13 protein-coding genes are annotated in these 14,924 nt (G+C 72.1%); 7 read left to right on the top strand and 6 right to left on the bottom strand.

Annotated elements, in window-relative coordinates:
• Positions 1 to 71: 71 nt before the first annotated feature.
• The 3 genes from OG194_RS09315 (at position 72) to OG194_RS09325 (ending at position 2,934) form a co-directional block, all read left to right on the top strand.
• Entirely contained in the window at positions 72 to 1,745 is a 1,674-nt protein-coding gene (locus tag OG194_RS09315; protein ID WP_327400380.1) for a PucR family transcriptional regulator, read from the top strand.
• A 129-nt stretch (positions 1,746 to 1,874) separates the two neighbouring features.
• On the top strand, positions 1,875 to 2,642 hold the full coding sequence (locus tag OG194_RS09320; protein WP_442811516.1) for a hypothetical protein: 768 nt from the start codon (positions 1,875 to 1,877) through the stop codon (positions 2,640 to 2,642).
• 139 nt (positions 2,643 to 2,781) lie between these two features.
• Positions 2,782 to 2,934 carry a hypothetical protein gene (locus OG194_RS09325; RefSeq protein ID WP_327407431.1) on the top strand — a complete coding sequence of 51 codons (153 nt, stop codon included), beginning with the start codon at positions 2,782 to 2,784 and terminating at the stop codon, positions 2,932 to 2,934.
• A gap of 1 nt (position 2,935) precedes the next feature.
• Here the strand turns inward: OG194_RS09325 and OG194_RS09330 are convergent, their stop codons facing one another.
• Both OG194_RS09330 and OG194_RS09335 read right to left on the bottom strand, forming a co-directional pair.
• Positions 2,936 to 3,205: a hypothetical protein gene (locus OG194_RS09330; RefSeq protein ID WP_327400382.1), complete on the bottom strand. Its 270-nt coding sequence runs from the start codon at positions 3,203 to 3,205 to the stop codon at positions 2,936 to 2,938.
• Positions 3,206 to 3,337: 132 nt separating this feature from the next.
• Positions 3,338 to 4,150 (bottom strand): GntR family transcriptional regulator, encoded by an 813-nt coding sequence (locus tag OG194_RS09335; RefSeq protein ID WP_327400383.1) that lies wholly within the window; start codon positions 4,148 to 4,150, stop codon positions 3,338 to 3,340.
• A 157-nt stretch (positions 4,151 to 4,307) separates the two neighbouring features.
• On the opposite strand from OG194_RS09335, the gene OG194_RS09340 reads away from it, so the two are divergent.
• Entirely contained in the window at positions 4,308 to 5,156 is an 849-nt protein-coding gene (locus tag OG194_RS09340; RefSeq protein ID WP_327400384.1) for a (2Fe-2S)-binding protein, read from the top strand.
• A 303-nt stretch (positions 5,157 to 5,459) separates the two neighbouring features.
• Positions 5,460 to 6,500: a DUF2637 domain-containing protein gene (locus OG194_RS09345; protein WP_327400385.1), complete on the top strand. Its 1,041-nt coding sequence runs from the start codon at positions 5,460 to 5,462 to the stop codon at positions 6,498 to 6,500.
• 107 nt (positions 6,501 to 6,607) lie between these two features.
• On the opposite strand, the gene OG194_RS09350 is transcribed toward OG194_RS09345, so the two are convergent.
• Together OG194_RS09350 and OG194_RS09355 are read right to left on the bottom strand one after the other, a co-directional pair.
• A complete protein-coding gene (locus OG194_RS09350) occupies positions 6,608 to 7,060 on the bottom strand; it encodes an ATP-binding protein (protein ID WP_327400386.1) in 453 nt (150 codons plus the stop codon).
• A gap of 475 nt (positions 7,061 to 7,535) precedes the next feature.
• Positions 7,536 to 8,006 carry a hypothetical protein gene (locus OG194_RS09355; protein WP_327400387.1) on the bottom strand — a complete coding sequence of 157 codons (471 nt, stop codon included), beginning with the start codon at positions 8,004 to 8,006 and terminating at the stop codon, positions 7,536 to 7,538.
• A gap of 146 nt (positions 8,007 to 8,152) precedes the next feature.
• Between OG194_RS09355 and OG194_RS09360 the strand changes: the two genes are divergently transcribed.
• A complete protein-coding gene (locus OG194_RS09360) occupies positions 8,153 to 9,403 on the top strand; it encodes a helix-turn-helix domain-containing protein (protein WP_327400388.1) in 1,251 nt (416 codons plus the stop codon).
• A gap of 25 nt (positions 9,404 to 9,428) precedes the next feature.
• On the opposite strand, the gene OG194_RS09365 is transcribed toward OG194_RS09360, so the two are convergent.
• Together OG194_RS09365 and OG194_RS47620 are read right to left on the bottom strand one after the other, a co-directional pair.
• Complete coding sequence (locus tag OG194_RS09365) at positions 9,429 to 11,171, bottom strand: pyruvate dehydrogenase (protein ID WP_327400389.1); 1,743 nt, start codon at positions 11,169 to 11,171, stop codon at positions 9,429 to 9,431.
• A gap of 73 nt (positions 11,172 to 11,244) precedes the next feature.
• Positions 11,245 to 13,395 carry a protein phosphatase 2C domain-containing protein gene (locus tag OG194_RS47620; RefSeq protein ID WP_442811517.1) on the bottom strand — a complete coding sequence of 717 codons (2,151 nt, stop codon included), beginning with the start codon at positions 13,393 to 13,395 and terminating at the stop codon, positions 11,245 to 11,247.
• A 539-nt stretch (positions 13,396 to 13,934) separates the two neighbouring features.
• Here OG194_RS47620 and OG194_RS09375 point away from each other — a divergent pair.
• Positions 13,935 to 14,915, top strand: a complete 981-nt coding sequence (locus OG194_RS09375; RefSeq protein WP_327400390.1) for a helix-turn-helix transcriptional regulator — start codon at positions 13,935 to 13,937, stop codon at positions 14,913 to 14,915.
• Positions 14,916 to 14,924: the final 9 nt, after the last annotated feature.

Genomic DNA, 14,924 nt, shown 5'->3' on the forward strand with positions numbered 1-14,924 from the left:
CGCACGGCCCCGCACCCACAGCACCTCTTGGTTCATCGTAGTTTTCTAGACAAAGAACGGCGGCGACGGCGATGCGGCTGCGCGCACTTCTGGACACCGATGCGCTGGGGCTGCGGCTGCTCGGCGGCGAGGACGAGCTGGACCGCACGGTCCGCGGGGTGATGACCACCGACCTGCGCGACCCGAGCCGCTACCTCTCGGGCGGCGAGCTGGTCCTGACCGGCCTGGCCTGGCGCAAGAACGCCTCCGACACCGAGCCGTTCGTACGGCTCCTGGTGTCCGCCGGGGTGGCCGCGCTGGCGGCCGGCGAAGCCGAGCTCGGAAACATCCCGGACGACCTGATTCAGGCCTGCGCCCGGCACCGGCTGCCGCTGTTCGCGGTCAACGAGTCGGTGGCGTTCGCGACGATCACCGAGCATGTCGTACGGCAGGTGTCCGGCGAGCGGGCCGGTGATCTCGCGGCCGTGGTGGACCGGCACCGCCGGATGATGACCTCGGGTCCGGCGGGGGGCGGCCCGGACGTGGTCCTGGACCTGCTCGGCTCCGACCTGGATCTACGGGCGTGGGTGCTGTCGCCGACCGGGCGGCTCATCGCGGGTTCGAAGGTGTCGGGGCCGGCGCTGCCCGTCGACGTGTGCGCGAAGCTGGCCGCCGAGCAGCTGGCCGCCGCCCGCACGGGCCGCCGGGGGCCGCACCGGCTGGCGCTGGGCGGCTCGACGTACTCCCTGTTCCCGATCCGTGGCGGCGGGCGGTCCGCGCAGGGTTCGCGGGACGTGCGCGAGACGGTGCTGTCGGACTGGCTGCTCGCGGTCGAGGCGGACGCCGGGGACTGGCCGGACGAGCGCCTCGACCTGTTGCAGGGCGTCACGCAGTTGATCGCGGTCGAGCGGGACCGGCGGGACGCGGCGCGCACGGTCCGCAGACGGCTCGCGCAGGAAGTCCTGGAACTGGTCCAGACGGGCGCCGCACCGGCCGAGATCGCCGCCCGCCTACGGGTCGCCGCTCCCGTGCTGCTGCCCGGGCTCGGGGCGGCCCCGCACTGGCAGGTCGTCGTGGCCCGGGTCGAGTGGGACGGCGCAGACATGGAGGCCGGCCCGGTCGCCCAGTCGCTCCTGGAGGAGATCCTGGTCGACCCGCTGACGACGGGCCCCGAGCCCTCCGACCGCATCGCCGTGGCCCACACGGGCGACGAGGCGATCGCGCTCGTACCGCTGCCCGCGGTGTCGGCGGAGCACGACGGCTCCGAGTCCGGCATCCACGCGGACGTGCTGCTGGAGGCCGTACGGGATCCGCTGTCGGCCGGGCTCGACGGCGACGGGCGGGTCACGCTCGGGGTGAGCGCGGCGGTGCACTCGGCGGAGGGGCTGCACGGGGCGCTGGAGGAGGCGCGGCACGCGCGGCGGGTCGCCGCCGCCAGGCCGGGCCGGGTGTGCGCGGCGGGCCACCAGGAGCTGGCCTCGCACGTCCTCCTCCTCCCCTTCGTGCCGGACGACGTACGACGGGCCTTCACCGCGCGTCTCCTCGACCCGCTGCGCGACTACGACCGCCGGCACCGCGCGGAGCTGATCCCGACGCTGGAGGCGTTCCTGGAGTGCGACGGTTCCTGGACGCGCTGTGCGACCCGGCTGCACCTGCACGTCAACACGTTGCGCTACCGGGTCGGCAGGATCGAGCAGTTGACGAGTCGTGACCTCTCGCGCCTTGAGGACAAGCTGGATTTCTTCCTGGCACTGCGGATGAGCTGACCCGAAGATCCCACGACTTTGTGAATTCTTTCACCCACCCTCTTGGCCGGGCCCTACGATCCGTGCTGAGATGCCACCACTCAACAGCTCAATGGTGTGCTCGGGGAGGGCAACGTGGCGCATTCCGCCATGTCTGGACACGGAACGACCGAAGGTGACGATCCCCTCCAGACCGCGGTGTGGCGGCTGCGCTCGCGGGCCTGCTGGGTCGACGCGGCAGCGCTGCTGCGGCCCGACACCGCGGCACCGGCCCTCCAGCGGACCGCGCTGCTCGTGGAGCGGTGTCTCTACACCGAGCAGGGCTGGGAGGACGCCGACGACGCGCTGCGTACGGCCGAGGCGCTGGCCCACAGCGACGACGAGCGGGGCGCGGCGGCCTGCGAGCGCGGATACCTCGCCTACGCGGCCACGCTGCACTCGGTCCGCGACCGGGCCGACGAGGCGCGGGCCGCGCTCGGGCGGGCGGCGGCGCTGATCCCGCCGAACGGTGCGGGGCGGGCGCTGCTGGACTTCCGGCGGGGGCTGGTCGCGGAGAACCTGGCACGCTCCCCGCAGGCCGCCCGGGCCGCGTACCGGCGTGCCCACGCGGCCGCCGCCGACCAGACCGACCCCCTGCTCCTCTCCTTCACCCACCGCCACCTGGCCGGACTCGCGCTGCGCGACGGCGAGTTGGCGGAGGCCCGCCACGGCTTCGCCGAATCCCTCCGCATCCGCGAGGAGTTGGGCTACCTCGTCGGCACAGCCCCGGCCCTCGCCTCCCTCGCGGACGCCGAGGCCGAACCGGAGGCGTCCCGGCTGCGCGAGGAGGCGCGACGCCTGTTCCGGCTGCTCGGGGGCGTACCGACATGGCTGGCACGGCAGTTGGCGGTCCCGGCGCCGGGGGCGGCGACCGCGTAGGCCAAGGGCCGTCGGTCGGGCGCCGGCCGTCGCGTCCCTCGCGGACGCGGAGGCCAAGCCCGAGGCACTCCGGCTGCACGAGGAGGCACGGCGACTGTTCCCCGGTGCCGGCACGGCAGTTGGCGGTGCCGGCGCCGGGATGCGGCCACCGCGTAGGCCAGGAGCCGTCGGTCGGATCCCGGCCCTCGCGTCCCTCTTGGACGCCGAGGCCGAGCCCGAGGCATCCCGGCTGCGCAACGAGGCCCGGCGCCTGTTCCGGGTGCCGGCACGGCAGTTGGCGGCGATGGCCTAGGTCAGGAGCTGTCGGTCCGGCTCTGGACGACGTTCACGACGTGGTGGACGAACTGCAGGACGGACGACCGGAGTTCGGGGTCGCGGGCGACCAACACCCCCACGGCGACGAGCAGGAGGAAGGACAGGAGGCTGCCGCCGCGGCCGGAGTGGGTGCGGCGGGCGCCCATCTGGGCCGCGCGCATGCCGTCCTGTGCCGCCTGTCGGGCCGCCTGCTCGGCGCCGCGTTGTGCGGCCTGTTGGGCGGCCTGCTGGCCCGGATTCGGAAACATCGGCGTTCTCCCCCGCGGATCGGTCGGTCGGTCCTCGCCGTGGGGCACGTCAGCGACGGGCGGGCGGGTTCCCGGCGGGGACCCCAGTGGCCGGACCCGGACCCGCTCGTGACCGGAGTCACATATTCGAGATCACGCCGATCCCGCGAAGTGCTCCTGCACCAGGGACCGCACCACGTCCCACTCCCCCGCGGCCAACGCGTCGAGGAGCGCGAGGTGTTCGGCCGCGTCCGCGACCAGGTCGGCCCGCCCGCGCGTGACGGGACCGCCGACCAGCGGCCACTGGGCGCGCCGGTGCAGGTCCTCGGCGATCTGGACGAGCTGTTCGTTGCCGGCGAGGGCGAGCACCGCGCGGTGGAAGGCCCGGTCGGACTCCGCGTACGTCGCCCGGCACCCGGAGGACGCGGCGCGCACGGCCCCCTCGGCCAGCGGACGCAGATCGGCCCAGCGGGCGGCGGGCACGGTACGGGCGAGCCGGAGCATCACCGGCACCTCGATCAGGGCCCGGATCTCGGCCAGTTCGGCGAGTTCACGGGCGCCCCGCTCGATCACCCGGAAGCCCCGGTTCGGCACGACCTCGACGGCCCCCTCGGTGGCGAGCTGCTGCATGGCCTCGCGCACGGGGGTCGCGGAGACGCCGAACCGGTCGCCGAGCGCGGGCGCGGAGTAGACCTCGCCCGGGGTCAGCTCCCCGCCGACGAGCGCGGTGCGCAGCGCGTCCAGTATCTGACCGCGCACGGAGGGCCGCTGGAGGACCTGACGGGGGCGCGGGATCGGCGTCTCGCTGTGCGTGTGCTCACCGCGCACGTCACCGCTGCCGTCCGCGAGGCCCCGGCCCCGATCCCGGTCCACGTCGGCGGCGCTCTGCTGCGGCGGCACCCGGGCCCCCCGGGCGGCCGCGTCCGGAATGCCGGTCCCGGCGGAGCCCTGCGCGCCCTGCTTCACGGGTCCTCCTCCGGACGTGTCGGTACTTGGGGTCATTACGGCGTCTTGTTACTCGTCCGTCAAGCACCTTAGGCGCAGATCGGACTAGTTCAAATTACCGAGGTGATGGGTAAGGTAAGCCTTACCTTTAAACCAACGGCGAATCGGTGGTCCCGGCATGCCCTTGCCTTCTTCGGCCGTAGCGGACTCGTACGCCCGCCTCACCGAGGTCATCCCCGGGCTCGCGATCACCGAACTCACCCCGGAACAACCCACCCCGACCGGCGGCGGCTGGATCTCGGCAGCCGCACTCGCGGAGGGCGGCGAAGGCCTGGAGGCGTTCCTGGCCCGGGACGACGCCCAGGTCCTGCGCGACCACGGCCGCCGCGGCCGCCCGGACGTGATAGCCACCTTCGGCCTGCACCGCTACGCCTGGCCGGTCGTCCTCCTGTTCACCGTCCCGTGGTTCCTCCACCGCCGCGTCCCCCGCCTCCCCGTGACCCACGTCTCCTACGACCGCACGGCCGAGTGCTTCGACATGGGTCGGCTGGCCGTCCGTACCGACTCCTTCGCCTGCCTGCCCGGCGACCCGGCCGCGCTGCTGCCCGGGGCCCGGGTGGTCGCCGACGAGGAGGCACTGCGGGCCGAGGTGCGGGCCGCGGTCGCCGAGCACATGGAACCCGTCCTGGCCGGCTTCGGCCCGCGGATGCGCCGGCGGGGCCGCGCTCTGTGGGGCATGGCGACCGACGAGGTCGTCGAGGGCATCTGGTACGTCGCCGACCTCTTCGGCGAACAGCCGCGGGCCGTACGGGAGTTGGAGCGGCTGCTGCCGGGCGCGACCAAGCCGTACGTCGGTTCGGCCGCGTTCCGTGAGGTGACCGGGCCGAACGGCGAGCCGCTGTCCACCCGGGACCGGGCCAGTTGCTGTATGTACTACACGCTGGACGCCGAGGACGCGTGCGCGACCTGTCCGCGCACCTGCGAGACGGAGCGGGTCACCAAGCTGCTGGCCACGGCAGTGAGTTGAGGGACCCTCAGTCACAGGCCCCACTCGGGGCCCGCTAGGATCAGCCGCGAACAAGGCGTCCGTCCGGTCACAGGTGCTTCACAACTTCCTCACTTGCCGCAGGAACTTTCCGTGGAACCACCCGTACGGGTAGTCTTATTCGAACTCAACTCCCGCCCCTCAAGCGGCAGTTCGAGCAGAAAGCCGCCCTGGGCATTCCCTTGCACCTCCTTGGCGGCCTCTTGCCCCGAAAACGCCTGAGGGCCGTTGGGATTGGGCCACTATGGCGGGCGTTACGCCCTATCCCAATGCAAGGGACCCCAGATGAGACTGACCGACATATCGCTTAACTGGCTGCTTCCCGGCGCCGTACTGCTCCTGGGCATGCTGGCGGCGGTTGCGGTGCTCGCGCGGAGCAAGCGGTCCGGCGGGGAGCACGCGAAAGACGACTCGTGGGAGCGCACGGAGGAGCGCCGCAGGCGCAAGGAGGCCATATACGGCATCGCCTCCTACGTCCTCCTGTTCTGCTGTGCGGCGGTCGCCGCGGCACTCTCCTTCCACGGACTGGTCGGCTTCGGCCAGGAGAACCTCGGCCTCACCGACGGCTGGGAGTACCTCGTCCCGTTCGGCCTCGACGGCGCGGCCATGTTCTGCTCCGTCCTCGCCGTGCGTGAGGCCAGCCACGGTGACGCGGCCCTCGGCTCGCGCATACTGGTGTGGACGTTCGCGGCCGCGGCCGCCTGGTTCAACTGGGTGCACGCGCCCAGGGGCATCGAGCACGCGGGCGCTCCGCAGTTCTTCTCCGGCATGTCGCTGTCGGCCGCGGTTCTCTTCGACCGCGCGCTGAAGCAGACCCGACGGGCCGCGCTGCGCGAGCAGGGTCTGGTGCCGCGTCCGCTGCCGCAGATCCGTATCGTCCGCTGGCTGCGGGCCCCCCGCGAGACCTACAGCGCCTGGTCGCTGATGCTCCTGGAGAACGTGCGCAGCCTGGACGAGGCGGTCGACGAGGTGCGCGAGGACAAGGCGAAGAAGGAGGAGACCCGACTGCGCCGCCGCGACCAGCAGCGCATCGAGCGGGCCCAGCTCAAGGCCATAAGCCGGGGCCAGCGCGGCCTCATGGGACGGGGCGGCGGCCGGTCGTCGGAACCGCAGGCCCTGGAGCGCGGCTCCGGTCAAGCATCCGCGGAGCCTGCTCTATCGACGCCGGAACAGCTGCCGGTTCGCACGCGTCCCTCACTCCAGCCAGTCCGCGGGGCATCTGACCCGATAACCGTCGACCTCACCGCCGAGGACGACACGATGGCCCTGCCGCGTCTCGACTCCCTGGAGCGCAAGCTCAAGGACCTGGAGCAGCAGTTCGGCTGAGCCGAGGGCTGAGTACCTGATCCGGGACCGGGCGACATCGGGACGGGGGCGGAGTCCAACTGGACACCGCCCCCGTCCCGTTGCTCATGCCGGGCCCGTCCCGTTGCTCATGCCGCGTCCGAATCCAGCTCGAACCAGACGGACTTGCCCACCCCGTGGGCCGACACTCCCCAGGCGTCCGCGAGGGACTGCACCAGGACCAGGCCCCGCCCGTGCGTACCGTCGTCGGCGTCCGGTACGCGCAGTCGGGGCCTGCGGGCCACGAAGTCCCGTACCTCCACGCGCAGTCCACGGGGTCCGACGGTCGCCGTGAGCACGGCGTCGTGGTCGGTGTGGATCAGCGCGTTGGTGACGAGTTCACTCGTGAGCAGCTCCGCTATCTCGGATCGTCCCGGCCTCCCCCAGTGCCGTAGCAGTTCACGCAACGCTCTGCGCGCCTCGGGCACCGCCCGCAGGTCCGCGCGTCCGAGTCTGCGCCTCAGTTGAGGCGGCTGCGCCGGTTCCGTCGCGCTGTCGGCCTTGTCCTCCGCCGCTTTCGCCGAGGAGGCCCCGATCGCCATGGGACCGCCCCCTCGTGCTTGCCTTTTCATGACCCCCGCCTGCACGCCGGTTTCCGGTTCCCTCCTGCTCGAACACGTTCACGGGGATCCATGCCCTCGTCGGGAACAGGGCAGTCATGTCGAAGGGTCAACGACCGGGTGTTCGGCCACAGTTGCGCCGGGTCCCGCGGGGCGGAGGATTCGGGGGCGATGCTGTCCGTACGGTCGAACGGCCACCGTACGGAGCATGCGGCCCGGGTGGGGCGGTCGGGGCGTTCCCCTCCGGGTTGCCGTGGCTCCCGGCGTCGGGACCAGACACCCCATGACGTCCTGACCACCGGCGATCGACCCGACTGCCGATGCGCGGCCGCCGATCCGGCCGTAGTCCGCGAAGGCGTGGGGCGGCTGGTCCCCCCGGACCTCCCCCGAGACCCACGCTCCGCGAAACTGGCCGGAATCAGCCGCTCAGGAACCGCGAACGGCTCCTCTACGGGGCCTACTTGCCGCCGATTCCCTTGGTGCCGATGTGGACGATCTTGTGGGTCGTGCGGGTCATGTCGACGATCAGCTTGGTGGTGTCGCCGCCGCCCCACGTCAGGGTGATCGCGGCCTCGGTGTAGTCGGCGGTGCCGTTGTCCGTGACCTTCCAGCTCATGGGCGTGTTCTGCGCCTGGAGGACGCCGTCCGCGTGGTTCTTCGCCTCCCAGGCCTTCAGCTCCTTCAGGTAGGCCGGGGTGAGGTAGTAGTCGCGCAGCTCCGTGGCGAGCTTGCCGCCGCCGCTGTCGAGGTCGCTCTCGGCGTCGATGTAGGCGCCGTAGAAGTCGGCGATACGGGTGATGTTGTCGTCCGGCGAGCCGCTCACGGTGCGCGGGGCACCGGCGGAGGCCTGGGCCGCCACACCCAGCCCGAGGGCGAGGGCGAGGCCGGCGGCGAGGGCGGTGCGGCGCGTGGCCTTCTTGCTGTTCACGTGTGTTTCCCCGTTCGGGTCGGTGCCGTGCTGTGGTCGCACCGAGCTTCGGCGTACGGCGCCGGCGACCGCAATGACCGACACGGACCCCGCAACGGTGGAACCGTCCCACCCCTCCTGACCTCCTGGTATATGGAGTCCCTGGGATGCCGTCCTGGGACGCGACACGCACGGGAGCAAGGGTGTCGGGTGAGGCCAACGACAAGGACGTCGAGGAGTTCGCGGCGCTGCTACGGCGCCTGAAGGCACGCACGGACCGTAGCTACAGCCAGTTGGCCCGCCGCCTGAACATGAACGCCTCGACCCTGCACCGCTACTGCGTGGGCGAGGCGGTGCCCCTCGACTTCGCGCCCGTGGAGCGCTTCGCGGCACTGTGCGGGGCGACACCGGAGGAACGGCTGGCGCTGCACCGGTACTGGATCCTGGCGGTGGCGGCGCGACAGCGGAGGCGGGAGGCGGAGCCGCTGGTGAAGCCGCCGGTGGAGAGTCCGGTTCCAGCGCAGGTCCTGGGTCCAGTGCAGGGCCCGGTTCCAGCGCAGGTCCCGGGTCCAGTGCAGGTCCCGGTTCCCGTTCCGGCACCGGACGCGGCTCCTGAGCCCGCCGCCCGCTCGCCCTGGTACCGACGGCGTCTCCCGCTCACCGCCGCCGCGGTGTGCGCGGTGCTCGCGGTGTGGGGCACCCTGTCGGCGGTGTCCACGCACGACACGGCCAGGTCCGGGGCCGGCGTGGGCTCCGGGGCCGGGACCAACACCGGGGCCACGACCAAGACCTCGCCGTCCGCCCTCCCCACTCCCCTCACCTGGACCGCCGACTCCCAGGTCTGGGAGATCGGCTGCGACCACGACTATGTCATCGACAAGTCGCCGAAGGACGTGCCGCCGCCCCCGGTCCAGCAGGACGCCGGGGTCTGGGCGGCGACCCAGCACGCGGTGCACGGCGGGCAGACGAACGTGGAGATCTCGGTGCAGGGCCGGAGCTCAACGGCCGTGGTCCTGACGGCACTTCGGGTCCGGGTCGTCGGCCGTACGGCACCCGCCCCGGGCACCGCCTACTCGATGGCCCGGGGCTGCGGCGGGGACATCTCCCCGCGCTACTTCGGCGTGAACCTGGACGCCCACCGCCCCCTGGTCCGCCCGGAGCCGGGCGGCGACATGGGCAGGGCGGTCCCGGCGGTGCACCTGCCGTACCGGGTCTCGGCCACGGACCCGGAGGTCCTGCTGGTCAAGGCCCGCACCGGGACCTGCGACTGCCGCTGGTACCTGGAGCTGGACTGGTCCTCCCAGGGCCGCACCGGCTCGCTCCGCGTCGACGACCACGGCAAGCCGTTCCGCACCAGCCCGATCAAGGGCCTGCCGCACTACTGGTACGGCGAGCACGGCTGGACCCCGATCAGCTGAGGACAGTCGGGTGAGGCCGGTGCGGTCAAGGGCGGGGCATGTTGCGGATGTTGGAGCGGGCCATCTGCAACATCCGCCCAACTCCCCCGTCCAGCACGATCTTTGAAGCCGACAGCGCGAACCCGGTGACCATCTCGGCGCTGATCTTCGGCGGGATGGACAGGGCGTTGGGGTCGGTGACCACGTCGACGAGGGCAGGCCCGTTGTGCTTGAACGCTGCCTTCAGGGCGCCTTCGAGGTCCTTGGGCTTCTCGACCCGCACCCCGTAGGCACCGCACGCGCGGGCCACGGCGGCGAAGTCGGGGTTCTTGTTGGTGGTGCCGTACGACGGGAGTCCGGCGACCAGCATCTCCAACTCGACCATTCCCAGGGAGGAGTTGTTGAACAGTACGACCTTCACCGGCAGGTCGTACTGGACGAGGGTGAGGAAGTCGCCCATCAGCATGGAGAATCCGCCGTCACCGGACATCGAGACGACCTGGCGTTCGGTGTCGGTGAACTGGGCGCCGATCGCCATCGGCAGCGCGTTCGCCATCGAGCCGTGCGAGAACGAACCGATGATGCGGCGGCGCCCATTGGGCGTGATGTAGCGAGCGGCCCACACATTGCACATGCCCGTGTCGACGGTGAACACAGCGTCCTCGTCAGCCAGTTCATCGACGACAGCGGCCACGTACTCCGGATGGATCGGGACGTGCTTCTCGACCTTCCGCGTGTACGCCTTGACGACACCTTCCAGCGCGTCGGCGTGCTTCTTGAGCATCCGGTCGAGGAACTTCCGGTCCCCCTTCGGCTTCACCCGCGGGGTGAGACAGCGCAGCGTCTCCTTCGCGTCGCCCCACACCGCGAGGTCCAACTTCGAGCGCCGGCCGAGGTGTTCGGGCCGTACGTCGATCTGGGCGATCTTCACGTCGTCGGGGAGGAAGGCGTTGTACGGGAAGTCGGTGCCGATGAGGATGAGCAGGTCGCACTCGTGGGTGGCCTCGTAGGCGGCGCCGTAGCCGAGCAACCCACTCATCCCCACGTCGTACGGGTTGTCGTACTGAATCCACTCCTTGCCGCGCAGGGCGTGTCCGATCGGGGACTTGATCTTCCCTGCGAACTCCATGACCTCGGCGTGCGCGCCGGCGGTGCCGCTGCCGCAGAACAGGGTGACCTTCTCCGCCGCGTCGATCATCTCGACGAGCTTCTCGATCTCGGCGTCGCCGGGCCGGACGGAGGGCCGGGAGGTGACGAGGGCGGTCTCGGCGGCCTTGTCCGGCGCGGGCTCGGAGGCGATGTCGCCCGGGAGCGAGACGACGCTGACGCCGCTCTGCCCGACAGCATGCTGGATGGCGGTCTGGAGGAGCCGGGGCATCTGCTTCGGGTTGGAGATGAGTTCGCTGTAGTGACTGCACTCCTGGAAGAGCCGGTCGGGGTGGGTCTCCTGGAAGTACCCGAGGCCGATCTCGCTCGACGGGATCTGCGAGGCGAGGGCGAGGACCGGGGCCATGGAGCGGTGGGCGTCGTAGAGGCCGTTGATGAGATGCAGGTTGCCTGGGCCGCAGGAGCCGGCGCAGGCCGCGAGCTTCCCGGTTATCTGGGCTTCGGCGCCGGCGGCGAAGGCGGCGGTCTCCTCGTGCCGTACGTGGATCCAGTCGATCGCCGAATTGCGGCGGATGGCGTCGACGACCGGGTTGAGGCTGTCGCCGACGACGCCGTAGAGGCGCTTGACTCCGGCGCGGACGAGGATGTCGACGAACTGTTCGGCAACGTTCTGCTTGGCCATGATTCTCGTGTGCCCTTCGGTTTCCTGTGTCCTACGGATCCCTCTGGGTTCCATGAATTCACAGCCCGGGCACTCACGCCTCCCAAACGGCGGCCGCCGTGCGGTCATCGGCATAACCCTTGACCCGCACTTGGGTGTCGGCGAGGAAGGCGGCGAGACCGGGCGGGGTGGACCCGGACCACCGCCCCGCCAGATGCGCGGACAGCTCGGGCTCGCCACGGAGGGGCTCGGCGAGCCCGCCGGTGCACATCAACAGCGTGTCGCCGGGGCGGGCGACGGAGGCACGGAAGCGGAAGGGCTCACGGGGCGGCTCGGGGGCGGGTTCGTACGGGCTCGGAGGCGTCGGAATCCCAAGATCCATGGTGAGCCGGTCCCCCTCGGGCGTCTCGGCGGGCTGCGACCCGAACCCGACGACGGCCTCGCCGCTCAGGTCCCCGACGGTGGGCTCGATGTCCTGCCACTCGCCATCGCGCAGCCGAAACAGCCCACCGGGCCCGACCCCGAAGAAGACGCGGGTACGGCACTCCGGTTGCGCGGGCAGGAGCAGACACCGCAGCCCGGCCGAGTACTCCTCCGGATCGATGCCCTGTTCGGCGGCGCTGGCGCGGAGCTTGCCGAGACTGCGGTCCGTGAGCCGGTGCAGCCCCGACTTCAGGTCCCCGCGCCGAGCAGCCCTTATGTCCTCGGAGAGCCGTGCGTGACTCCGCCCCACGGCCCGCGCGATCCAGTCACAGGCCTCGGCGGCGGCCCGATGCGCCCCCGGCGTGGCCCGGGCCCCGGTAGCCATCGCCACCAGCACCAACGCCTGCTCCCCGACCCCGAACCGCGCCGTCAGCAACGAGTCCCGCCGCGGCTCCCCCCTGAACCGCGCGGAGTCCCCCCGCACGGAAGCCGCCCTGATCGTGCTCGCCCCGTACCGCGCCCCGTCCAACACGGTGTCCGCGACCAGATCGTCGAGCTCATCCGGGTCCGCGAGCGGAAGGGCGGTGGGCTCGGCGTCGTAGGTGGGGGGTCCGGAGCCTACGTAGTCGACGGTGAGGGGGGTGGGTGGCGGCGGGGCGAGGGCGGGGAGGTTGGGGGGTGGGGCTAGCGGGAGGGGTTGGGGGGCGCCTGGAGTGTGCGGGTAGGGGCGGGAGTTGTCAGCGAGGGGTGGGGCAGCGGCTGGAGGCTGGGGGTAGGGGCGCGGGTCGAACGGGCGCTCCGGGCGGAGGGGCTGGGGAGCTGCGGCGGGGGCGACTGGGGGCGGCGGGTACGGTCCCGGGCCTTCCGGACGCGGGTCCTTCGGCGCGACGGCGGGACTGTCGGTAGGGGGTACGGGAACAGCCGACGACTGCGCGTACGATCCCGGAACCTCCGGACGCGAGTCCCTCGACGCGGAGGCGGGACTCACGGTAGGGCGTACGGGAAGGGCCGTCGGCTGCGGGGCCGACAGACCGTCCGGGCGGAGATCCTCCGGAGCGGCGGCGGGACTGTCGGCAGGCGGTGCGGGAACGGCTGGCTGCGGACGAACGGGCGGGAACTCCTCATCGGCCGCCCGCTGCGGGGCTGCCGACGGGAGGTCGGGCTGCGTGTCCCCATGGAGGCCCTGCCGGGGCGAGACAGGCGGAGCCTGCTCCCCTGGGGCGGCGGGGGCCACGGGCCTGAACAACGGAGGCTCGGCGTAAGAATCCGCGCCCGCATCCCCCGGAACCGCAGACGGCGACGCCCCATCGCCAGGAGCGGCAGGAGCCACCGGCCGGAACAACGGAGGCTCGCCGTACACATCCGCGCCAACACCACCTCCCGGCACCGGAGGCGCACCGGCCGACGGCTCCCAGGAAGCACCCGGGGAGACGAAACCCGTACCAGCAGGCGGCTCGGAGCCAGGTTCGCCACCCGCCCGGGGCCCCGGAACACCCGGCCCCACCGAACGCGCCCCCTCACCCGCCGAAGACATCCCCACCGGCGGCGCCCCTTCGTCCGCCGAAGGCACCCTCACCGAACGCGCCCCCTCGTCCGCAGAAGGCACCCCCACCGGCCGCGCCCCCTCACCCGCCGGAGGCACCCCCACCGAACCCTCCCGCTCATCCGCCGGAGGTACCCCCACTGTCCCCGCCGCCGAAGCGAACCGGTCGTCGACGGAGTCGCCCGCGGCCGTGGGCCCCGTGTCCTCCGCGGTGTCGTCGTACAGCTGGCTCCACCAGTCGTCCTCGTGACCGGTCGGCGTTCCCCCCTGCTGGCTCATGCCCCTAATTGTCCACCGCACAGGCCAGTTGGAAACGGGGCGTCCGGAAAATCGGGGGCGCACGCCCTCTCGAACGGCGTGTCGGAGGACGTACCGAACACCCGTCCGCCGCACGGCACCACAGGGCATCACAGGACGGAACAGGCCGCCGGACGGTCCCACCCCCCACGGGAGAACCGCCCGGCGACGACTGAGTGACCCGGCCCCAACTCCCCTGCGTGCCGGCGCACGACATGGGCCCGGGTCACGTCCCAAGTGACCGAATCCCGTTGCCGGTTCGGCCCGCCCGGTCCCGAGTGTGACCGGCTTTCCTGAAGCCCCCCTGTGATTCGCGCCTGTCTCCCCCATGACCCGCCGCGCGCGAACCCGCAGGCCAAGGTGGCCCAATACCGGCATTACGGGCGGAAGTTGATGCCCCAGTGGCGCAACCTTGGCAGAGTGGCGGGTGGTACGGCGATGATGTGCCGAGGCGGGTTCGCGCCGTGGCTGTTTCCCGCCACGGCCCTCGCGATGGGGTCTTCGGGGAGGGACGACACCTGATGCTGGGAGCGATAGGCCTGGACGAGGCACACGAGTCGGCGTACCGGGCACTGGTGTCCGTCGGCGCCGCGGACGTGCCCGATCTCGCCCGACGGCTGACCCTCGGGGAGTACGACACCGAGCGCGCCCTGCGCCGCCTGGAACACCACGGACTCGCCGCCCAGTCCTCGGCCCGCCCCGGCCGCTGGGTCGCCGCCCCGCCCGGGGTCGCCCTGGGCGCGCTGCTCACCCAGCAGCGCCACGAACTGGAGAAGGCCGAACTGGCCGCCGCGCTGCTCGCCGAGGAGTACCGCGCCACCGCCGCCGAACCCGCCGTACACGACCTGGTGGAGGTGGTGATCGGCGCCGCGGCCGTCACCCAGCGCTTCCTCCAGCTCCAGCTCGGCGCGACCGAGGAGGTCTGCGCGCTGGTCACCGGGACCCCGGTCGCCGTCACCGGCATGGAGAACGGCGCGGAGGAACAGGCCGCCGACCGCGGGGTCCGCTACCGGGTCGTCCTGGAACGCGCCGTACTCGACCAGCCGGACGGCATCACCGAACTCACCGCCGCACTGGGCCGCGACGAACAGGTACGGGTGGTCGACAAGGTCCCGACGAAGCTGGTGGTGGCCGACCGGACCCTCGCGATGGTCCCGCTGACCTCGCACACCGCGGAACCGGCCGCGCTCGTCGTCCACGCGAGCGGCCTGCTGGAGCTGCTCTGCGGACTGTTCGAGTCGGTCTGGCGGGACGCCCTCCCGCTGCGCCTCGGCGCCTCCGGCGCCACCGAGCAGAACCCGGACGGCCCCGACACCACGGACCTGGAGGTGCTGTCCCTGCTGCTGGCCGGCCTGACCGACGCCAGCGTCGCGAAACAGCTCGATCTGGGCCTCAGGACGGTCCAGCGCCGGGTGAAGCGCCTGATGGAGCTGACCGGCGTCACGACCCGGCTGCAACTGGGCTGGCACGCCTACGAACGGGGCTGGGTCGCCCGTACCTGACCTGCGGTT

Origin of the sequence: Streptomyces sp. NBC_01288 (assembly GCF_035982055.1) — a bacterium.
Lineage (GTDB): Bacteria > Actinomycetota > Actinomycetes > Streptomycetales > Streptomycetaceae > Streptomyces.